This is a genomic window from Sphingomonas phoenicis (genome assembly GCF_047238005.1).
Classification (GTDB): domain Bacteria; phylum Pseudomonadota; class Alphaproteobacteria; order Sphingomonadales; family Sphingomonadaceae; genus Sphingomonas.
In genome coordinates this window covers 2,755,686-2,776,404 of record NZ_JBDFMC010000002.1, presented here as the reverse complement: position 1 = coordinate 2,776,404, position 20,719 = coordinate 2,755,686, and the positions used below count along the sequence as shown (strand labels likewise).

General features: G+C 69.1%; 21 protein-coding genes and 1 tRNA gene. 8 read left to right on the top strand and 14 right to left on the bottom strand.

Translation table 11 applies throughout. The features are described 5' to 3' along the window. Positions 1 to 95: 95 nt before the first annotated feature. Both typA and ABC319_RS14260 read right to left on the bottom strand, forming a co-directional pair. Positions 96 to 1,940 (bottom strand): translational GTPase TypA, encoded by a 1,845-nt coding sequence (gene typA / locus ABC319_RS14265; RefSeq protein ID WP_413070862.1) that lies wholly within the window; start codon positions 1,938 to 1,940, stop codon positions 96 to 98. Between the two features lie 131 nt (positions 1,941 to 2,071). After that, entirely contained in the window at positions 2,072 to 2,986 is a 915-nt protein-coding gene (locus ABC319_RS14260; RefSeq protein ID WP_413070861.1) for an FkbM family methyltransferase, read from the bottom strand. A 476-nt stretch (positions 2,987 to 3,462) separates the two neighbouring features. Here ABC319_RS14260 and ABC319_RS14255 point away from each other — a divergent pair, with 476 nt between their 5' ends. Both ABC319_RS14255 and ABC319_RS14250 read left to right on the top strand, forming a co-directional pair. Next, positions 3,463 to 4,674: a toxic anion resistance protein gene (locus ABC319_RS14255; RefSeq protein WP_413070860.1), complete on the top strand. Its 1,212-nt coding sequence runs from the start codon at positions 3,463 to 3,465 to the stop codon at positions 4,672 to 4,674. A 3-nt stretch (positions 4,675 to 4,677) separates the two neighbouring features. Beyond that, positions 4,678 to 5,391, top strand: a complete 714-nt coding sequence (locus tag ABC319_RS14250; protein WP_413070859.1) for a hypothetical protein — start codon at positions 4,678 to 4,680, stop codon at positions 5,389 to 5,391. Here ABC319_RS14250 and ABC319_RS14245 read toward each other — a convergent pair. The 11 genes from ABC319_RS14245 to ABC319_RS14195 all read right to left on the bottom strand — a co-directional run bounded on the left by ABC319_RS14245 (position 5,388) and on the right by ABC319_RS14195 (position 13,305). Then, positions 5,388 to 6,239, bottom strand: a complete 852-nt coding sequence (locus tag ABC319_RS14245; RefSeq protein WP_413070858.1) for a PhzF family phenazine biosynthesis protein — start codon at positions 6,237 to 6,239, stop codon at positions 5,388 to 5,390. The two genes, ABC319_RS14250 and ABC319_RS14245, sit on opposite strands and share 4 nt — an antisense overlap. Beyond that, positions 6,236 to 7,054, bottom strand: coding sequence for an oxygenase MpaB family protein (locus ABC319_RS14240; RefSeq protein WP_413071704.1), 819 nt, complete (start codon positions 7,052 to 7,054; stop codon positions 6,236 to 6,238). The genes ABC319_RS14245 and ABC319_RS14240 overlap by 4 nt, the downstream gene beginning before the upstream one ends. A 26-nt stretch (positions 7,055 to 7,080) precedes the next feature. Then, positions 7,081 to 8,028, bottom strand: a complete 948-nt coding sequence (gene dapF / locus ABC319_RS14235) for a diaminopimelate epimerase (protein ID WP_413070857.1) — start codon at positions 8,026 to 8,028, stop codon at positions 7,081 to 7,083. A gap of 105 nt (positions 8,029 to 8,133) precedes the next feature. Beyond that, on the bottom strand, positions 8,134 to 8,586 hold the full coding sequence (locus ABC319_RS14230; protein WP_413070856.1) for a DUF6456 domain-containing protein: 453 nt from the start codon (positions 8,584 to 8,586) through the stop codon (positions 8,134 to 8,136). A 120-nt stretch (positions 8,587 to 8,706) separates the two neighbouring features. Further along, positions 8,707 to 8,782: transfer RNA gene (locus ABC319_RS14225), tRNA-Val, on the bottom strand. A gap of 49 nt (positions 8,783 to 8,831) precedes the next feature. After that, a complete protein-coding gene (locus ABC319_RS14220; RefSeq protein ID WP_413070855.1) occupies positions 8,832 to 9,740 on the bottom strand; it encodes a winged helix DNA-binding protein in 909 nt (302 codons plus the stop codon). Beyond that, entirely contained in the window at positions 9,740 to 11,251 is a 1,512-nt protein-coding gene (locus ABC319_RS14215; protein WP_413070854.1) for an NAD(P)(+) transhydrogenase (Re/Si-specific) subunit beta, read from the bottom strand. The genes ABC319_RS14220 and ABC319_RS14215 overlap by 1 nt, the downstream gene beginning before the upstream one ends. Positions 11,252 to 11,287: 36 nt before the next feature. Continuing rightward, entirely contained in the window at positions 11,288 to 11,578 is a 291-nt protein-coding gene (locus ABC319_RS14210) for an NAD(P) transhydrogenase subunit alpha part 2 (protein WP_413070853.1), read from the bottom strand. Then, positions 11,575 to 11,961, bottom strand: coding sequence for an endonuclease domain-containing protein (locus ABC319_RS14205; protein WP_413071703.1), 387 nt, complete (start codon positions 11,959 to 11,961; stop codon positions 11,575 to 11,577). Before ABC319_RS14205 ends, ABC319_RS14210 begins: the two co-directional genes overlap by 4 nt. Positions 11,962 to 12,038: 77 nt before the next feature. Then, positions 12,039 to 13,172 (bottom strand): NAD(P) transhydrogenase subunit alpha, encoded by a 1,134-nt coding sequence (locus tag ABC319_RS14200; protein WP_413070852.1) that lies wholly within the window; start codon positions 13,170 to 13,172, stop codon positions 12,039 to 12,041. 7 nt (positions 13,173 to 13,179) lie between these two features. Further along, entirely contained in the window at positions 13,180 to 13,305 is a 126-nt protein-coding gene (locus ABC319_RS14195; RefSeq protein ID WP_413070851.1) for an aa3-type cytochrome c oxidase subunit IV, read from the bottom strand. A 199-nt stretch (positions 13,306 to 13,504) separates the two neighbouring features. On the opposite strand from ABC319_RS14195, the gene ABC319_RS14190 reads away from it, so the two are divergent. The 6 genes from ABC319_RS14190 to msrA all read left to right on the top strand — a co-directional run bounded on the left by ABC319_RS14190 (position 13,505) and on the right by msrA (position 19,813). Further along, positions 13,505 to 14,911 (top strand): sigma-54-dependent transcriptional regulator, encoded by a 1,407-nt coding sequence (locus ABC319_RS14190; RefSeq protein WP_413070850.1) that lies wholly within the window; start codon positions 13,505 to 13,507, stop codon positions 14,909 to 14,911. A 141-nt stretch (positions 14,912 to 15,052) separates the two neighbouring features. After that, the gene (locus tag ABC319_RS14185; protein ID WP_413070849.1) at positions 15,053 to 15,799 is read left to right on the top strand and encodes an SDR family NAD(P)-dependent oxidoreductase; all 747 of its coding nucleotides are present in this window, start codon (positions 15,053 to 15,055) and stop codon (positions 15,797 to 15,799) included. A gap of 1 nt (position 15,800) precedes the next feature. Continuing rightward, on the top strand, positions 15,801 to 17,558 hold the full coding sequence (gene pabB / locus ABC319_RS14180) for an aminodeoxychorismate synthase component I (protein WP_413070848.1): 1,758 nt from the start codon (positions 15,801 to 15,803) through the stop codon (positions 17,556 to 17,558). Positions 17,559 to 17,597: 39 nt separating this feature from the next. Next, positions 17,598 to 18,797, top strand: coding sequence for a pyridoxal phosphate-dependent aminotransferase (locus tag ABC319_RS14175; protein ID WP_413070847.1), 1,200 nt, complete (start codon positions 17,598 to 17,600; stop codon positions 18,795 to 18,797). A gap of 217 nt (positions 18,798 to 19,014) precedes the next feature. Further along, the gene (locus tag ABC319_RS14170; protein WP_413070846.1) at positions 19,015 to 19,158 is read left to right on the top strand and encodes a hypothetical protein; all 144 of its coding nucleotides are present in this window, start codon (positions 19,015 to 19,017) and stop codon (positions 19,156 to 19,158) included. 13 nt (positions 19,159 to 19,171) lie between these two features. After that, the gene (gene msrA, locus ABC319_RS14165) at positions 19,172 to 19,813 is read left to right on the top strand and encodes a peptide-methionine (S)-S-oxide reductase MsrA (RefSeq protein WP_413071702.1); all 642 of its coding nucleotides are present in this window, start codon (positions 19,172 to 19,174) and stop codon (positions 19,811 to 19,813) included. Between the two features lie 30 nt (positions 19,814 to 19,843). Here msrA and ABC319_RS14160 read toward each other — a convergent pair whose 3' ends face one another. Further along, positions 19,844 to 20,701: a PEPxxWA-CTERM sorting domain-containing protein gene (locus ABC319_RS14160; RefSeq protein ID WP_413070845.1), complete on the bottom strand. Its 858-nt coding sequence runs from the start codon at positions 20,699 to 20,701 to the stop codon at positions 19,844 to 19,846. Positions 20,702 to 20,719: the final 18 nt, after the last annotated feature.

Here is a 20,719-nt window from a genome sequence, read left to right as displayed (position 1 = left end):
CGGCGAACGCCGGGATCAAGGGTATAGCAAGACAACCGCTGGCAGGGCTCGCCCATCGAAAAAGGGCGCCTCCCGTGCAGGAGACGCCCCCGATATCAGGCCGCGATCTTGGCGCGCGACGCCTTCTTGCGCTCGTGCGGATCCAGGTGGCGCTTGCGCAGCCGGATCGACTTGGGCGTCACCTCGACCATCTCGTCGTCGTCGATGTACGCGATCGCCTGCTCCAGCGTCATCTTCTTGGGCGGGGTCAGGCGGATCGCATCGTCCTTGCCGCCCGACGCGCGGAAGTTGGTCAGCTGCTTCGCCTTCATCGGATTGACCTCCAGGTCATCCGTCTTGGCGTTCTCGCCGATCACCATGCCCTCGTACAGCGCCTCGCCGTGACCGACGAACAGGATGCCGCGATCCTCCAGCGGGCCGAGCGCATAGCTGTTGGCCTCGCCCGCGCCGTTCGAGATCAGCACGCCGTTCTTGCGGCCCTCGATCTGGCCCTTGTGGGGGCCGTACTTCTCGAACAGGCGGTTCATGATGCCGGTGCCGCGCGTGTCCGACAGGAACTCGCCGTGATAGCCGATCATGCCGCGGCTGGGCGCGGAGAAGGTGATGCGCGTCTTGCCGCCGGTCGACGGCCGCATGTCGGTCATCTCCGCCTTGCGCAGGTTCATCTTCTCGACGACCGTGCCCGAATATTCGTCGTCCACGTCGATGATGACGGTCTCGTACGGCTCGGTCTTCTTGCCGTCCTCATCCTCGCCGAACAGCACGCGCGGGCGGCTGATGCCCAGCTCGAACCCCTCGCGGCGCATCGTCTCGATCAGGACGCCCAGCTGAAGCTCGCCGCGGCCGGCGACCTCGAAGCTGTCGCGGTCGGCGGCCTCGGTCACCTTCACGGCGACGTTCGACTCGGCTTCGCGGAACAGGCGATCGCGGATCATCCGGCTCGTCACCTTGCTGCCCTCGCGGCCGGCCATCGGCGAATCGTTGACGGCGAAGCGCATCGACAGCGTCGGCGGATCGATCGGCTGCGCGTGCAGCGGCTCGGTGACGCTGGTGTCGGCGATGGTATTGGCGACGGTCGCGACCGCCAGTCCGGCCAGCGAGATGATGTCGCCCGCCTTCGCCTCGTCCACCGGCACGCGGTCCAGCCCGCGGAACGACATGATCTTCGATGCGCGGCCGGTCTCGACCACGTTGCCGTCGTTATCCAGCGCGTGGATCGGCTGGTTGATCTTCACCGTGCCCGAATTGACCCGGCCGGTCAGGATGCGGCCCAGGAAGTTGTCGCGGTCCAGCAGCGTGACCAGGAAGGTGAAGGGCACGTCCTCCATTTCCACCTTCGGCGCCGACACATGGCTGACGATCGTCTCGAACATCGGGATCAGCGTGCCCTCGCGCGCGTCCATGTCGGTCGAGGCATAGCCGTTGCGGCCCGAGGCGTAGAGTACCGGGAAATCGAGCTGCTCGTCGTTGGCGTCCAGCGACACGAACAGGTCGAACACCTCGTCCAGCACTTCCTGGATGCGCGCGTCGGGGCGATCGACCTTGTTGACGACGACGATCGGCTTCAGGCCCAGCGCCAGCGCCTTGCCGGTGACGAACTTCGTCTGCGGCATCGCGCCCTCCGACGAATCGACCAGCAGGACGACGCCGTCGACCATCGACAGGATGCGCTCCACCTCGCCGCCGAAATCGGCGTGGCCGGGGGTGTCGACGATGTTGATGCGGATGCTCTCGCTGGCGCCCGGCGGCGTCCAGTCGACCGAAGTCGGCTTGGCGAGAATGGTGATCCCGCGCTCCTTCTCCAGGTCGTTCGAATCCATCGCACGCTCTTCGACGCGCTGGTTGTCGCGGAAGGTGCCCGACTGGCGGAAGAGCTGGTCGACCAGGGTCGTCTTGCCGTGATCGACGTGCGCGATGATCGCCACGTTGCGGAGGCTCATGGGGTGTCCTGAATGTCTGGAGCGAAAGATTGCCGCGCCCCATAGCCGAAATGGTGCGCCGCGGGAAGGGTCAGTCGGTCATTCCCGACCATCGCCGTCGCGGCACCGCGGCAAGGTCGTCGCCTATCGCCTCAGCGCGCGAACCGTTCGAATGATCCGGCGTCGGGAAAGCCCAGAAGATTCTCATAGGTCCGGGCATCGGGCCGGTCGATCCGCTCGAGGCTCGGTCGTCCGCGGCGCGTGACGTTCCAGGCCGCCTTTTCGATGATCGTTCCGGCGGCCCGGGCAAAGGTCGGTTCGGCGATGACATAGCCGGGCAGGGCGGCCAGGATGCGGTCATATTCACCGGGCGCCGCATCCTGGCCGTGGAACTCGAACGCCACGACCGGGCGATGGCGCCGGATCGTTTCGCTCAGTCCTTCGAACAGCGATGCTTCCCATCCCTCGACGTCGACCTTCACGAAATCCAGCCGGGGCAGCGCGAGCTGCCCGACGTATTCGTCCGCATTGACGATCTGGAGTTCCGATACCCTGGTCAGCGCGTCGACCTCTTCGTCCGCCTTCAGGAAGCCGCTGGCACCCAGATTGCCGTCGTTGTTCTCCCGGAAGGCCAGGATCTCGGTCGTCGCGCCCAGCCCCACCGGATGGACCCGGATGTCGTCGTCCAGGCCATTCAGCGCGATATTGTCGCGCAGGCGGGACAGCACGGTCGGGTTGGGCTCGAATGCATGGATGACCGCGAAAGTCCCGGCGAGATAGATTGCGTGGTTGCCGATGTTCGCACCGATATCTAGCGCGATCGCGTCCTGGTCGAACCGACCGCGAAGTAGCTGGAGAAAACGCTTCTCGTAGATGCCGTGCACAAAGATATGCTGGTCAACATACTCGCCGGGATAGAGCGTGAACCGGTACCCCTCGCCGCTGTGGTGGCGGAACGGCGCGCGCTGCCGAGCCCAGGCCTTCTGACGGCGCGGCTGCGTGATGAAGCGGTCGATCGCGCGTATCGCGGCGAAGCGCGCGCCAGCAAGAATGTCCCCGATCCCCATGCTGCCTCCTCGTTCGGGCCGCCTCCCTGCCTGCCCCTCGTTGATCGCTCGATATCAGCCGTTCGCACGTTCGGCAAAGCCGATCGCCGATGCGGCTGGCATGCACGCACGAACACCTCGTGCAACAGGGGAAGGGTCGATCGGCCTCGCTCGCATGTCCTACATGCACCCTTTCGGCATAGGGTTCAGCCATGCGGCGCCCTTCCTCACGATATGGTTGCGACAGTAATGCTGTCGAAACATCCGTTGTACCGGCCGGGGCGGATCGTCGGACTACATCGCTTCAGGTGTTTGATATCGCGCGACTACGTCGTTCGTACGCACATCGGAAAGCGGCGGCGCGGCTTGCCGCAGCTCGCAACTTCCTCAACATTCGCACCCGCCCGCCCCTCGACGCCCATGCGTATTATCCACCTGATACACTTGATCCGTGGTGCCGGACCCGTCACATTGCACGCGCCTGCTGGAGAATGACGATGGCGACCACTGCCGACACGACGACGACCGAGAAGGAGCTGGTGCTGACGCCGCCCGATCCCGTGCCCACCGTCGCGGCGGAGCGGGCCGCCGGGCTGGTGCCGGTGGACGACGGCAAGAAGAGCGAGCTGGACACCCGCGTCGACAGCTTCGTCAACGATCTGGTCGCGCAGGACGTGAACTCGCCCGAGTTCGGCCGCCGCGTCGATGCGATCACCGCGATGGGGGCCAAGGAGATCCGGGAGGCCGCCGGCCAGTCGAATCGCTTCCTCGATCGCCCGGTCAAGGCGATGGATCAGGAAACTGGCGTCGGCAAGGACCTGGCCGAGCTGCGCCGCGTCGTCGAGGATCTCGATCCCGGCAAAAAGGGCAATCTTACCGCGCCGCAGAAGCTGTTCGGGATCATCCCGTTCGGCAACAAGATGCGCAATTACTTCGACGGCTACAAATCCTCGCAGACGCACATCAGCTCGATCCTGAAGAGCCTGTCGTCGGGCAAGGACGAGCTGTTGATGGACAATGCCGCGATCGATACCGAGCGCGCCAACCTTTGGACCGCGATGGGCCGGCTGGAGCAGATGATCCACCTGTCCCGCAGCATGGATGCCAGGCTGGAGGACAAGGCCAACGAGCTCGATCACACCGATCCGGCGAAGGCGAAGGCGATCCGCGAGACCGCGCTGTTCTATACCCGCCAGCGCACGCAGGACCTGCTGACCCAGATGGCGGTGACGGTGCAGGGTTATCTGGCGCTCGATCTGGTCAAGAAGAACAATGTCGAGCTGGTGAAGGGCGTCGACCGCGCGTCGACCACCACGGTCGCGGCGCTGCGGACCGCTGTCACCGTGGCGCAGGCGCTGACCAACCAGAAACTGGTGCTGGAGCAGATCACCCAGCTGAACACCACGACCGCCAACATCATCGATTCGACCGGCAAGCTGCTCGCCAGCAACACCGCGCGCATCCACGAACAGGCGGCCGCCTCGACCATTCCGCTCGAAACGCTGCAGCGCGCGTTCCAGAACATCTACGACACGATGGACGCGATCGACACGTTCAAGCTGAAGGCGCTCGATTCGATGAAGACGACCGTCAACACGCTGGGCAACGAGGTGGAGAAGTCGCGCGGCTATATCGCGCGGGCCGAGGGCGCGTCGCAGGGCGCGCTGAAGGGGCCGGCGACCGACCAGTACCGGCTGGAGGCGCTGTAGGGCATGAGCGAGGTCGACGACGCGATCGCCGCCGCCCGCGCCAGCTGGGCGCGGATCAGCGAGCCCGGAGCGGGCACTCCCCTGCCCCGCCGCCCGGTCGGCGCGCGGGGAGCGGCAACGCGACGACTGAAGCGGATCGCGGCGGCGGTCGTGGCGATCCTCGCCGCGGGGTTCGTGGTCGGCATGATCACGCCGATCGGCATCATGGGCTTCTTCCTGATCCTCGTCGCGACGTTGGCGGCGGCGGTGCTGCTATCCGTCTGGCCCGCCAGCGTCGAGCGCGCTCCCCCGCCCCCCGACAAGCTGAAAACCGTCGATATCAAGGCATTGCCCGCACAAACCGAGCGGTGGCTGAATGCGCAGCGGGTGATGTTGCCGGCCCCGGCGCAGCATCTGGTCGACCGCATCGGCGACCGGCTCGGCACGCTGTCGCCGCAGCTGGCGCGGGTCGAGCCGGAGGGGGAGGCGGCGCAGGACATCCGCCGGCTGGTCGGCGAGCAGCTCCCCGCCTTCGTCGGCGACTACGCCCGCGTACCCGAGCCGCTGCGCCGCACCGAACGCAACGGCCGCACCCCGGACGCAGCACTGGTCGACGGTCTGGCGCTGATCGAGCGCGAGATCGCCGGGATGACCGAGCGTCTGGCACAGGGCGATCTGGACAGCCTGCAGACCCGCAGCCGCTTCCTGGAAATGAAGTACAAGGGTGACGAGGCCTAGACGGCGAGCGATCCCCGCACGATCAGTTCCGACCGGCCGCCGATCCATGCCTGACCGTCGGCGTCGTAATCGACGGTGATCCGCCCGCGCCGGCCGATCGCGGTACCCTGCGCCGCGACATAACCCCGGGCCACGCGCCCGGACGCGTACAGCCACTGCGCGATCGATGCGTTGAAGCTGCCGGTCACCGGATCCTCGATGATCGCATCCTGCGCATCGGTGAAGAACGTGCGGACTTCCCACTCCACCGCCGATCCGGCCGGGTGGGGCCCGACCAGCCCGATCTCGATCCGCCCATCATGATGACGCATCGGACGGGCATCCAGAACCGCATCGGCGCTGGCGAGCAATACGCCGATCCAGCCGGGGCCGTTGTCGACCCACTCGCATGCCAGCATCGCGGCAGGATCGACGTTCAGGACGCGGGCGACCTCCGCGCGCAACGCCGCGTCGACCGGTCCCGAGCGGAGCAGCGGCGGTGCGGCGAAGGCGAGCCGGTCGCCGTCGCGGCGGAGCGGTACCAGCCCGGCACCGCATTCCTGCACGATCCGCGCCGGATCGCGCGGCGTGTTGCCCGCCTTGAGCCACGCATGGCAGCTGCCGAGCGTCGGGTGGCCGGCGAAGGGCAGTTCGCGCTCCAGCGTGAAGATGCGGACGCGGTAATCGGCAGCGGGGTCGGTCGGCGGGAGCAGGAAGGCGGTTTCGGACAGATTGAACCAGCGTGTCATGCGCTGCATCGTCGCGGTATCGATGTCCTGCCCGCCCATAACGACGGCGAGCGGGTTGCCGGTGAACGGGCCGTCGTGGAACACGTCGACCAGGTGGCAGGAGGCGTCGACCGGCATCATCGCAGCGCCCACCGCATCAGCCGCCCGACGCCCAGCGCACCCAGGCGGATCGCCGGTTTGCCGGCAGCCGGCACGTCCAGCCCGTGCAGGCGCGCGGCCCAGCGGGGCATGAGATCGATCCCCGCCTGCATCATGACCGCGTTGACCGGCGCGTTGAGGCGGCTGGGTGAGGGTTGGGCGATCAGGCGACGCGCGACCTCGCGGGTGCGGTGGTCGACGCGGAGCGCCGGGCGCATCGCCACCAGACAGGCCGACAGGGCCGCGCGGGTGCGCGGCACATCGACGGCGCCGAGCCGCAAAGCCACCACCGCCATCTCGTCGACATAGGCATCCTGCCGCTCCACCGGCATGGCGGGATCGCGATAGCGGAGGTGCGCGCGCAGGAAGCTGTCGACTTCCGCGGCGTGCACCCAGGTGAGGAGAGCGGGATCGTTGGCGCTGTAGGGCTTGCCGTCCGGCAGCGTGCCGGTGACATGGTCGTGCACCGCGCGCACCCGTGCGATCATCCGTTCGGCCGCCACCGTCGAGCCGAAGGTGGTGACGGAGATGAACTGCGCAGTGCGCCGCAGCCGTCCGGTCATGTCGCGCCGGAAGTCGCTGTGATCCCACACGCCCGCCAGCGCGCCGGGATGCAGCATCTGGACGAGGAGCGAGCCGATGCCACCGATCATCATGCTGGTGAAATCACCGTGAACCGCCCAGGTCGCCGATCCGGGGCCGAACAGGCCCGGGTCACCCGTCGGGCGGGTGAGATCGAGCTCGCCCGAGCCGACCATACCACGCACCCGGTCGCCGATCGCCTGCCGCATATCCATGGCCCCCATATGGGAGCGCCGGGCGGTCAGCGGAAGGCGGCGGCGCGCGCCCTGACCACTTCCCAGGCGGCGACCTCTTCCGGGAAGCGGCGGGTGACGATGAGGTCGGTCGCGGTCGCGGCGACGGGATCGACCTCCACATCGCCCTCCCACTCGAAGGTCGCGTTGCCGGCGATCGTCACCATCGCGTCCTGCCCGGCAGCGGCGCGGACCAGCCCGCCGCGGTTCAGCACCGTCACCGTTTCGCCGAAACGCCACCGGCCGGTCAGGCAGGCGGCATAAACCGAGGCCGCCATCGCGCTGCCGCAACTGTCGGTCAGCCCCACCCCCCGCTCGAACGTGCGGACGAACAGGCTGTCGATGCCGGCCACGACGAAGCTGACATTGGCCCGGCGCGGCAGCCAGTCGGGCGCGGCCTCGCACAGCATGCCCAGGCGGACCAGTTCGGTCTCGTCGATCGCATCGACGAAGCTGACGAGGTGCGGATTGGGAATCGACACCGCGGTGAAGCGCCGGTCGCCGAGCGGGGGCACGGGCGCGTCGACCACCTGCGCCGCGCCGATCGCCATCGGCCACGCCGCCACGTCGAGCGAGGCGGGACCGGCGACTTCGCGCACGGTATAGACGCCCGGGGAGAGATCCGCATCGTGCGCCGCGTGCGCGACCGAGCCCGCCAGGCGGACGCCGGCTGCCTCCACCCCCAAAGCGGCGAAGCCGGCGCGGGCGACGCAGCGGACGCCGTTCAGGCAGGTTTCCGCCTCCGACCCGTCGCTGTTGAACATGCGGAAGCCGATCGGGTGACTGGCGTCGCCATCCAGCAGCAGGAGCAGCCCGTCGCCGCCGACCGGCCCCGCCCGGTCGGCCAGCGCCCGGGCGATGGCGGGCCAGTCACCCTGATCGATCGCCAGGCCGCGGGCGTCGACCAGCGGGAAATCATTGCCCGATCCGTGACACTTGACGATCGACAGGCGCATCGAATGTTCCTTTGCCGCGGCGAATGTTGAGACAGGTGGCGGCCGCGAATGTTGAGGAAGTTGCGGGTCGTGAGGGTTGCGGCTGCCACCCCCGGCAGGCGCGTGTCAATGCAGGCCGTAGTGCGCGGCCAGTCGATCTAGAGCCAGGGTGAGGACGAGGCGCCCGGATCGCCCGGGCCAGCCCAGCGCCTTCTCCGCCGCCGGCACCGCCTCCCCTGCACAGGCGACCCGCCACAGGATGTCGGCGAGCCCCGGCCCCGCCGCGGCGATGGCGGCATCGAAGCGGCGTTTGGCGGAGATCTGCGCGGCGACCGGATCGGCGATGCCGGCCCCTGATCCGTCGACCCGACCGGCCCAGCGCATCGTGACCGAAGGCGCGAGCCGGGCCCGTTCGTAATCGGTGCGCAGCCGCTCCCCCGCCTCGAACTGGCGCACGGTCAGCAGCCGGCGCGAGAACAGCCAGGCGAGCGGCGATTCGTTCAGGTTGACCGCGACCCGGCGCCCGCGCGGCGCCGGGCGACCCTGGTCATCGATCGTCCGTTCCACCATCGTCCGCATCCGCACCTCCATCGATCAGGGCCGGCGTGCCTGACACGAGGGGGGTGGTGTAGGACAGGGCCGGCAGCGGCCGGTGCGGCATTTGCGGGGACGACGCGCCATGACCGGGACGGCTGCGACTGGTGGGCGCTGACGGGCTCGAACCGCCGACCCTCTCGGTGTAAACGAGATGCTCTACCAACTGAGCTAAGCGCCCGCGCCGACGCCCTTAGCGAGGAAAGGCGCACGGGCGCAAGCGCCGCCGATCAGGCGAAGGGCAGGCCCGCGCGGCGCAGCGCCGCGGCATAGCCCTCCATCCCGGCGAGTCCCCGCGGGGCGAGCGCGATGAAGACGCGGCGCCGGTCGGTGGGATCGGGCTGACGCTGCAGCAGCCCCTCCTCGGTCATCCGGCCCATCCAGCGGAGTGCCGTGGTCGGCGCGACCGCCGCGGCGATGCACAGGCTGGAAACCGATACCTGCACCCGTTCGAGGTGCGCGGCATAGAGATCGAGGAGCATGTCCCAGGCGGGATCCTCGAACAGCCCGGCATGGAAGAACGAGTCGCGCAACCGCCGCGCGCGAAGAGCCTGCCGGACGGCGGCGGCATCGACCGCGCTGACCGGAGGCTGGAACCCGAAGCTGACATGCCGGTCGCCGACGCCACCCCGACCGCCGCCGTCCGACCCCCGCTCGCGATCGGAGAAATCGACGATGATCGCGGCGAGGCGCGCGATCTCCTCGTTCATGCCGCGCTGGCGCTCGCTCTCCTCCTCGCGCAGGCGATCGGACAGGCCGCTGCCACGGGACAGATGGCCGGCGACGGCGATGGCCGCGACCTGCTGGCCCAGGCTGGGCCGGCACAACAGCTCGATGCCGTGCTGCATCAGCGCTCCGCCGACCAGATCGATCTGATCCTCGTCGAAGGTGACGACCGCATGCAGCCCCGCGGTGGCCACGAGGGCCGCGATGCCGGGCAAGGCGACCTCCAGCGTGGCCGGGTCCGTACCTTCCGCCTCGATCGCCAGGACCGGGATGGTGCCGGCGTATCGCGAAAGGTCGGTCACCGCCGCCCAGTCCAGCGATGCGACGACGTGGCCGCCCCCCTGCTCTGCCGCCCGTATCGCCGCGGCGTGGCGCGCCGCGGTCGCGACCACGGCGACGTCGAAACCGGTCATCAGCCGAGTGCCTTGACGATCTCCTCGACCATCTTCTTGGCGTCGGCGAGCAGCATCATGGTATTGTCGCGGTAGAATAGTTCGTTATCGACCCCGGCATAGCCGACGCCGCCCATCGACCGCTTGATGAACAGCACGGTTCCCGCCTTCTCGACGTCGAGCACGGGCATGCCGTAGATCGGCGAGGTCTTGTCGGTCTTCGCGGCCGGGTTGGTCACGTCGTTGGCGCCGATCACGAACGCGACGTCGGTCTGGGCGAAATCGGCGTTGATGTCCTCCAGCTCGAACACCTCGTCATAGGGGACGTTCGCCTCGGCGAGCAGCACGTTCATGTGGCCGGGCATGCGGCCGGCGACGGGATGGATCGCATACTTCACGCGCACCCCCTCCTCCTTCAGCTTGTCGGCCATCTCGCGCAGCGCGTGCTGCGCCTGCGCCACCGCCATGCCGTAACCGGGGACGATGACGACCTGGGTCGCCTGGCTCATCAGGAAGGCGGCGTCCTCCGCCGATCCACGCTTCCACGGGCGGTCGATCGCCGCCGCGTCGCCCGACGGCCCGGCGACCGCGCCGAAGCCACCGGCGATCACGCTGATGAAGCTGCGGTTCATCGCGCGGCACATGATGTAGGACAGGATCGCGCCCGACGAGCCCACCAGCGCGCCGGTGATGATCATCGCGCTGTTGCCGAGCGTGAAGCCCATCGCGGCGGCGGCCCAGCCGGAATAGCTGTTCAGCATCGACACGACGACCGGCATGTCGGCGCCGCCGATGGGGATGATGAGGAGGAAGCCGATCAGGAAGGCGAGCGCGGTCAGCAGCCAGAAGCTCCAGCCGTCCTGCGTATGCGCGAACTGCGCCACCAACAGCAGGATCGCGACCAGCGTCCCCAGATTGATCGCGTGGCGGCCGGGCAGCAGGATCGGCTTGCCGCCCATGTTGCCGTTCAGTTTCAGGAAGGCGATGATCGAGCCGGAGAAGGTGATCGCGCCGATCGCGACGCCCAGCCCCATCTCGACCTTGCTGGCCGGATTGATGACGGTGAACGGATCGCCGATCAGCGGCACGACCAGCTCGCCGATCCCGAACGCCTGCGGGTTCAGATAGGCGGCGAAGCCGACGAGGACCGCGGCGAGGCCGACGAGCGAGTGGAAGGCGGCGACCAGCTGCGGCATCGCGGTCATTGCGATGCGGCGCGCGGTGGTGACGCCGATCACCGCACCGAGGGCGATGGCGGCGACGATCTCGAGGATCGCGACATAATCCAGCGGGAAGGCGAATGCCTCGGACGTGGCCATCGTCACCGGATCGACTGCCAGCATCGAAATCTGAAAGCGCGGCACATGCGTCACCAGCGTAGTGACGACAGCAATGGCCATGCCGATCATGCCCAGCCGGTTGCCGCGCTGGCTGGTCGACGGGCTCGACAGGCCGCGCAGCGCGAGGATGAAGCACACCCCCGCGACGAGGTAGGCGAACGCCACCCAGGGGTTGACCGCTACCTCATGCATCCTGCTTCCCCCCGGACCCGTTCGTCGTGAGCGTCGTCATTTGGCGACCCGCTCCTTCTTCTTGTACATCGCCAGCATCCGCGCGGTGACCGCGAAGCCGCCGAAGATGTTGATGCTGGCCAGCACCACCGCCAGCAGACCCAGCCACTTGGCGGTCGGCGAGCCGGCGGCGGCGGCGGCGACCAGCGCGCCGACGATGATGACCGACGAGATCGCGTTGGTCACCGCCATCAGCGGCGTGTGGAGCGCCGGGGTTACCGACCAGACGACGTAATAGCCGACGAAGCAGGCGAGGACGAAGATCGACAGGATGGCGATGAAGGTCATTGGAAATCCTCCCCGTGCCGGGGAGGGGGACCGCTCGCCGCAGGCGAGTGGTGGAGGGGGCGTGCCGCGCGCGCAACGATCATGGTCGTCACCGCATCGACATCCCTCAGCACGTCACTCGCCCGGACCCGCAGGACCTCCAGCCCGTAATCGTTCATGAAGCGGTCTCGAGCCGCATCGCGTTCCGGTCGCCCATCGCGGCCATGTATTTCGCCATCGACCTCGATGACGAGGCCGGCATCCTGACAGAAAAAGTCTGCGACATAGACGCCGATCGGATGCTGGCGGCGGACCTTCAGCCCGGTAGCCTTGCCGCGAAGCCGGCGCCAGAGCAGAACCTCGGGCAGGCTCATCTGTCGGCGCAGGCGCCGGGCAAGCGACACTTCGGGGCGCAACGTCCGTGGCGCTCCCCCTCCACCACCGGCTTCGCCGGCGGTCCCCCTCCCCGTGCCGGGGAGGATCACGACGTCAACCGGGGGTTCACGACCTTGCCGTCCCTGGTCAGGCGGATGGCGTCGCCGATCTCGGCATCGAGCACGGGCCGACCGGCCTCCTTGTCCCAGAAGGCGGACAGGAAGTTGTAGAGATTGCGGGCGAACAATGCCGAGGCGTCGGCGGCGAGGCGGCCGGGCACGTTGCGGTGGCCGACGATCTTCACGCCGTGACGCTCGACGATCTGGCCGGCGACCGCACCCTCGACATTGCCACCCTGCTCCACCGCCAGATCGATTACGACGCTGCCGGGCCGCATCGTCGCCAGTTGGGCGTCCGACACCAGACGCGGGGCGGGGCGGCCGGGGATCAGGGCCGTGGTGATGACGATGTCCTGCTTGGCGATGTGCGACGAGACGAGTTCGGCCTGCGCGGCCTGATACTCGGGGCTCATCTCTCCGGCATAGCCGCCGGCGCCCTCCCCCTCGATCCCGGCCACCTTCTCGACGAAGATCGGCTTGGCGCCGAGCGACATGATCTGCTCTCGCGTGGCGGAGCGCACGTCGGTGGCCGACACCTGCGCGCCGAGCCGGCGGGCGGTGGCGATCGCCTGCAGCCCTGCAACACCGACGCCCATGACGAAGACGCGGGCCGCGGCGATCGTGCCGGCCGCGGTCATCATCATCGGAAAGGCCCGGCCATATTCCGCCGCGGCATCCAGCACCGCCTTGTAGCCGGCGAGATTGGACTGCGACGACAGGATATCCATCGACTGGGCGCGGGTGATGCGCGGCATCCACTCCATCGCCAGCGCCTCCAGCCCGGCGGCGGCATAGCCATCGACCCGCACACGCCCGTCCTGTCCGGCGCCCAGCGGGTTCAGCCCGGCGACGATCCACGCCCCCGGCGCCACGCCCGAAAGCCCGGCCGGATCGGGCCCCTGCACGCCCAGCACGATGTCGGCGCCGGCGAGCGTCGCCGCCCGGTCCGCGAGCGTCGCGCCCGCCTCCCGGTAGCCGTCGTCGGCGAAGCCCGCGGCGATGCCCGCGCCGGCCTCTACCGCGACGGTCGCGCCGAGGGCGGCGAACTTGCGGGCGGTCTCCGGCGTGGCGGCGACCCGCCGCTCTCCGTCGGCATGCTCCCTGAGAACGGCGATGCGCATGCCGCCGTCAGTTCGCGATCAGCCAGATCACCATGGCGGCGAGCAGGAAGCAGGCGAGGCCGCCCCACTTCATCATCGCGATCATCCGATCATAGGTCCTGACGTCGACCTTGGTGTCGCCGTGTCCAGCCATGCGGCATTCCTTCGAGAAAAAGGCTTGTTTCGGACCGACCCTAACCGGGCGGTCGCTCTGCCTCAAGCCGTCACGGTTCATTTTCGCGGCGAGGGGTTCATGCCCCCGTCATCCCGGCCCTGTAACGATCCGCGGCCTTAAGGCTGCCTTTACCTCCGCCTTCCTATTGACCGTACCGAACCGGGACGGAAACTGATCTATGACGCGCAATGGACAGCGGCTGCTTCTGCTGATCGACGACGAGCCCGCCCAGCGCCGGCTGGTGGCCGCGCTGGCGGCGCGTGGCGGCTGGCGGGCGGTGTTCGCCGGCGACGAGGAGACCGCGGTCGCCACGCTCGGCACGCAGGACGGGATGCACCTGGACGCGGTGCTGATCGACCACTGGTCGGCCGATGCGGATGCGACCCACCTGATCGCCGAGCTGCGTCAGCAGCGCCCGCAGCTGCCGATCCTGGTGCTAACCGCGAACGGATCGGCGACGCAGGCGGTGGCGGCGATGCGCAGCGGCGCGACCGATTTCCTGGTCAAGCCGCTGGCCCCCGACCGGCTGCTCGCCGCGCTGGAGGCGGCGGTCGGCGGCAACGTCGCGGGCGAGTTGCGGCCCCTGACCGAGAAGCTGCCGGCGGAGCTGGCGTTCGACGAGATCGTCGGATCGTCGCCGGACTTCCGCTCGGCCCTGGCGATCGCGGCGAAGGCCGCACGGTCGCGTGCGCCGGTCCTGATCGAGGGCGAGGGCGGCGTCGGCAAGGAGGTGATCGCCAAGGCGATCCATGCCGCCAGCCCGCGCGCCAAGCGGCCGATGCTGACGATCAACTGCGGCGCGATCCCGGCCAATCTGGTCGAAAGCGAGCTGTTCGGCCACGAGATGGGCGCCTTCACCGGCGCGTTCGAGCGCAAGATCGGCAAGTTCCAGGAGGTCGACGGCGGCACCATCTTCCTCGACGAGGTCGGCGAGATGCCGCCCGAGGCGCAGGTGAAGCTGCTCCGCGTCCTCCAGACCGGCGAGATCCAGCCGCTGGGCGCCCGCCACCCGCGCGAGGTGGACGTGCGGGTGATCGCCGCGAGCAATCGCCGGCTGAGCGAGGAGGTGGAGGCCGACCGGTTCCGCGAGGACCTGTTCTATCGCCTGAACACCGTGCAGGTGGCGATCCCGCCCCTGCGCGACCGGATCGGCGACGTCCCGGCATTGGCCCGGCACCTGCTGGCCCGGATCGGACGCCAGCCGGGCCTGCGCGCGCTGGGCATCACCGACGACGCGCTGGACCTGCTGGCCGGATACGAGTGGCCGGGCAACGTCCGCCAGCTGCAGAACGCGCTCTTCCGCGCGGCGGTGCTGTGCGAGGGCGATGCGCTGACCCGCAGCGATTTCCCGCAGATCGCCGCGATGGGCCACCGCCGCTCCGCGACCGCGGCCGAGGCAGGCGGCGTCAACCTGTTCCGCGCCGACGGCCATATGCGCCCGCTGGAGGATATCGAGGCCGACGTGATCCGGCTGGCGATCGGCCATTATCGCGGCCGCATGACCGAGGTCGCGCGCCGGTTGGGGATCGGCCGGTCGACCCTGTATCGCAAGCTGGGCGAGCTGGGGATCGACAACGCCGCCTGACGGGGGTGCGGCGATCAGGCCGCAGAGACGGTCTGGCCATCTGCGACTCGCCGGCGACCGGTTCACTTCGCTTCGTCGCAGCAGGGAAAAAATCGGTTCGGTCGGGGAGACAAGCCGGACGGCGGGGCGTAGTCCGTCGCCATGGCTTCGACGGACAGCGTCATTCTGATTACCGGTGCCGCGTCGGGCATCGGGCTGGCGACGGCGACGCGGCTGGCGGCCGACGGCGCGGCGCGGCTGGTGCTGGTCGACCGCGATGCCGCGGCGCTGGCGCGGGTCGACCTGCCGTGCAGCATCGACCTGCTGCCGGGCGACGTCGCCGACGAGGCGTTCTGGGAGACGACCACACCCTATCTGGGCGGGCTGACCGGCGCGGTGGTGAATGCCGGCATCATCGAGGTGGGCCAGGTGGCCGACATCGCGCTTGCGTCGTGGCGCCGCGTCCTCGGCACCAATCTGGACGGTGCCTTCCTGACGCTGCGCACCGCGATACGGGCGATCGAGGGACCCGGCGCGATCGTGGTGACCGCCTCCGCCAGCGTGTTCACCGCGCAGACCGGCACCGCCGCCTATGCCGCGTCGAAGGCGGCGTTGATCCAGTTGGCCAGGGTCGCCGCCAGCGAGAATGCGGCGCGCGGGCTCAGGATCAATGCCATCGCGCCCGGCGGCGTGCAGACCCGGCTGTGGGATAACATACCCAGCTTTGCCGACCGGGCGGCGGCGATCGGCCACACCGCCGCGTTTGCCGAACGTGCGGCTGGCGCAACCCCGATGGCACGGTTCGCGACGCCGGAAGAGGTCGCCCGGCAGATCGCCTTCCTGCTGTCGGAGGAGATGGCGCTGATGACCGGTGCGGTGCTGACCATCGATGGCAGCTACTCACTCTGAGATGATGCCCGCGACGGCCATTACCCCGCCCTATGTGCTGCTCGACGATGCACGCCCGGGCGGCGAGGCTCGCCTGTACCGCGACCCGGTCGAGATCGTGACCGCTGTCGCGATCGACGGCGTGCCGGCCGCCCTGGAGCGGTTGCGCGATGGACGGGGGCGCGGGCTGCATGCCGCGGGTTTCCTGTCCTACGACGCGGGCGCGGGGTTCGAACCTGCCCTGCCCGATCCCGATCCCATCGATACACCGCTGTTGTGGTTCGGGCTGTTCGATGGCTGGTCGCCGATCGATGCGGCGGGGTGGCTGCCCGATCCGGCGGGCGGCTGGATCGGCGCGCCGGCGCCACTGGTCGAGGCGGCGGTGCATCAGGACCGCATCCGCGCCCTGCTGTCACTGATCGCGGCGGGCGACCTGTATCAGGCCAATCTGAGTTTCCCCGCCACCGCGACGTGGCACGGCGATCCGCTGGCGATCTATGCGCGGCTCCGGGCGGCAGCGGGGGCGGGATATGGCGCAGTGGTGGCGACGGGCGCACAGACGCTGCTGAGCCTGTCGCCCGAGCTGTTCTTTCGCCTGGACGGCGACCGGCTGACCTGTCGGCCGATGAAGGGGACGGCGCGGCGCGGCGGCACGCCCGGCGACGACGCCGCACTGGCCGCGGCGCTGGCCAGCGAAGCCAAGCAGCGGGCCGAGAACCTGATGATCGTCGACCTGATGCGTAACGACCTGTCGCGCGTCGCGGTGGCGGGCAGCGTCGCGGTGCCCGAGTTGTTCGCCGTCGAAACCTATCCGACGATCCACCAGATGACCTCGACCGTCACCGCGACGCTGGCACCGGGGCGCGACGCGATCGACGTGCTGACCGCGACGTTTCCGTGTGGATCGATCACCGGCGCGCCCAAGATCCGCGCGATGCAGGCCATCGCCGATCTGGAACGACGCAGCCGGGGCATCTATACCGGGGCGATCGGACGGATCGATGCGGCCGGCGATGCGGCATTCAACGTCGCGATCCGCACGCTGGTGCTGAAATCCGGAACGGCGAGCGCGACCCTGTCGCTGGGATCGGGCATCGTCGCCGATTCGGATCCCGCCGCGGAGTGGGACGAGTGTCTGGCCAAGGCAGCCTTCATGGGTGACGGGGGGGTGCCGTTCGACCTGTTCGAGACGATGGCGTTCGATCCGGAAGAGGGCATCCTGCGGCTCGACCGCCATCTGGCGCGGATGCGGGCGAGCGCGGACGCGCTGGGCTTCGCCTTCGACCGGCATGGTGCGCGCAACGAGCTGCAGGCTGCGACATTCCGCCTGCGCGATGCGCGGAGGGTGCGGCTGATGCTGGCGCCGTCGGGAGCGATCGCGATCGAGACGGCGCCGATGCCCGCTCGACGGACCGCGCCCTTGCGGGTCGGAATCGTGCGGCTGCCGGTGCCCGCCGCCGACCTGAGGCTGCGGCACAAGACGTCTGCCCGCGACTTCTACGACGCGGCACGCGCGGCGGCGGGAACGGACGAGGTGGTGTTCGAGCATGACGGGGTGCTGACCGAGGGGAGCTTCACCACCCTGTTCGTCGAGCGGGACGGCATGCTGGTGACGCCGGGCGGCGATGCCGCGCTGTTACCGGGCGTGTTGCGGGCGGAAATGCTGGAAGAAGGGCGCGCGATCGAGGGCGTCGTGCGGCGCGCAGACCTGGCGAGCGGCTTCCTGCTGGGCAATGCGCTGCGCGGGCTGATGCCGGCGCTTGTCGTCGAGGGTGAATAGGCTATAGCGCCGCCGCTCTTTGAAGAAGGCGTCGACACCATGAAGACCTCCGCCGCGCTCGACCGGATCAGCCCCTCGCCGACGCTGGGCGTCACCGCGCGCGTCATGGAGCTGAAGCGCGCCGGCGTGGACGTGATCGGCCTGGGCGCGGGCGAGCCCGACTTCGATACGCCCGACTTCATCAAGGACGCCGCGATCAAGGCGATCCGTGACGGCAAGACCAAGTACACCGTCGTCGACGGCACGCAGGAGCTGAAGGAGGCGATCTGCGCCAAGTTCGCGCGCGACAACTCGCTGTCGTACCAGCCGAACCAGATCAGCGTGAACGTCGGCGGCAAGCACACGCTGTTCAACGCGATGGTCGCCACGGTCGAGGCGGGGGACGAGGTGGTGATCCCGGCGCCCTATTGGGTCAGCTATCCGGACGTCGTGCAGTTCGCGGGCGGCACGCCGGTGATCGCGCCGGCCGGGCCGGAGCAGGGATACAAGCTGTCGCCCGAGGCACTGGAGGCCGCGATCACGCCGCGGACGAAGTGGGTGATCCTGAACTCGCCGTCCAACCCGACCGGCGCCGCCTATACCGCCGACGAGCTGCGGGCGCTGGGCGAGGTGCTGTTGCGCCACCCGCAGGTGTGGGTGTTCGCCGACGATATGTACGAGCACATCGTCTATGACGGGTTCCGCTTCGCGACGATCGCCGAGGTGGTACCCGAGCTGTACGAGCGGACGCTGACGGTGAACGGCTGTTCCAAGGCCTATTCGATGACCGGCTGGCGAATCGGATATGCGGGCGGCGCGCCGTGGCTGATCAAGGCGATGGCCAAGCTGCAGTCGCAGTCGACCAGCAATCCCTGCTCCGTCGCGCAGGCGGCGGCGGTGGCTGCGCTGACCGGCGACCAGTCGTTCCTGGCCGCGCGCAACGACGCGTTCAAGGGGCGGCGCGACCTGGTGGTGACCGCGCTGAACGCGATCCCGGGCATGACCTGCCCGACGCCCGAGGGCGCGTTCTACGTCTATCCGGCGTTCGCACCGCTGATCGGACGAACGACACCCAAGGGCGTGGCGATCGCGGACGATACCGCCTTCGTCACCTATCTGCTCGACGAGGCGCGGGTCGCCGCGGTGCAGGGTGCCGCATTCGGCCTCTCGCCGGCGATGCGGATCAGCTACGCCACGTCGGACGCGCTGCTGACCGAGGCGTGCGCGCGGATCGCGGAGGCGTGCTCGGCGCTCAAATAGCGTCGGCGGCCATCGCCCCGTCCGACACCGGACAGGGTTAAAGGGCTGTTTACCATCCTTGCCGCATCACAACGCCGGATGAACGCCGCGCCCAGCGATCGTTCATTCGGCAACGCTATGTTTCAGGACAGTCATCTTGTCGTGACGTGGTGCATCCACGACATGGCTTGCAACGTCTCTCCGTCATTCCCGTCGGGGATCAACAGGTTTCAGGATCATGCTGCACATCATCAAATCCAGTGTCGTTTGGCAGTTCGCCGGTGGCTTCGTGCTGGGGGCGATCGGCCTCGTGGCGCTTCAGCCCGCCGACGCCACACGCGAGATGGTCAGCCGTTTCGCACCGACGCACGAGGTTCGCTGACGTGCGATTCGCCATGCCGCTGATCGCCGTCGGTGCGCTGGCCTCGGCAGTGCTGATGGGCCGGGCCGATGCCGAGCGGGCGGTGCCGATCCCGGCAGCGCGGATGGACGTGCCCGCGGGTTCGGGCATGCAGACCGCGGTGCTGGCCGGCGGCTGCTTCTGGGGCATGGAGGCGGTGTTCGCGAACGTGAAGGGCGTCAGCTCGGTCACTGCGGGCTATGCCGGCGGCAGTGCCGACACCGCTTCGTACGACGCGGTGTCGACCGAGCGGACCGGCCATGCCGAGGCGGTGCGGATCAACTACGATCCCGCACGCGTCAGTTATGCGACGCTGCTCCGGGTGTATTTCTCTGTCGCGCACGACCCCACCCAGGTGGATCGGCAGGGCCCCGACTCGGGCCCCAGCTATCGTTCCGCGATCTTTCCGCAGAACCCGCAACAGGCGGCAGTGGCGCGGGCCTATATCGCGCAGCTGGGCACGACCAACGCGTACCGGCGGCCGATCGCCACGAAGGTGGAACAGGGCCGCTTCTATCCGGCCGAGGCCTATCACCAGGACTTCTTCGCGAAGCACCCGACGCATCCGTACATCGTGACCTGGGACAAGCCGAAGGTGGCGGCGTTCCGGGCGGGATTTCCGTCGCTGGCACGCTGACGTCGCCCGGCCGGGCGACGCGCCGACCGATCAGGCCGCCGCGCTGCTCCCCCGCATGCGGCGGCTGCGGCGAATCACGCCGGCGACGATCCCCAGCCCCGTCAGCATCATCATCCAGGTCGCCGGCTCGGGAACCGGGGTGACCGGCGTTTCCGGCGTCGGCGTCACGATCGGCGGGATCGTCGGCGTCGGCTCCGGGATGGGCGTGGCCGTCGGCACCGGCGTCGGCGTGGTGGTTGGTTCCGGTACCGGGGTCGCGGTGGGCGACGGCGTCGGCGTGGCGGTGGGCGACGGGGTCGGCGTGCCCGTCGGTGTCGGCGTGGGCGTGGTTTCCGGCGAGGGCGTGGGCGTCGCGCCGGGGGTCGGCGTCTCGCCGGGTGCGGGATCAGGTACGGTCACGGCCGGCCCGCCCGGAACGCCGGCACCCTGGCCGGCGGGGTTGAAGCCGGACGCGCCCGGCGTGAACGAGGCGAACTGGAGCCCGCCGCCCGGCGATACCCCTACCGGGGCCAGGATGCCGGGATCGGCGACCAGGACGGGCGACCGCGTGTCGTCCGGCGTGGCGAAGAACGGCTCCGCATCCGGCGAAACGGCGGGGACGGCATCCGGCTGGGTCGTCGCGCCGTTCGGCGACCGGCGATCGGTGCGGAAGGCGCGCGCAAACGGGCGCGGCGCCATGTAGCCGAAGCGCTGCAGCACGCCGACCGTCGGCGGAGCGGCAGGAACCACCGCAGCGAACGCCAGCGGCAGGCGCCCATCCTCGAACAGCGCCCGCTCGGTATGGGGCGCGAGCGCCACCACCGCGATCAGCGTGACCAGCCCGCCGATGACGACGAACTGGAACCGGCGCTCCTGCGTTGCTAGTGGCGAGGGTGGGGGTGACATCATGATCGGTATCCTAGGGGC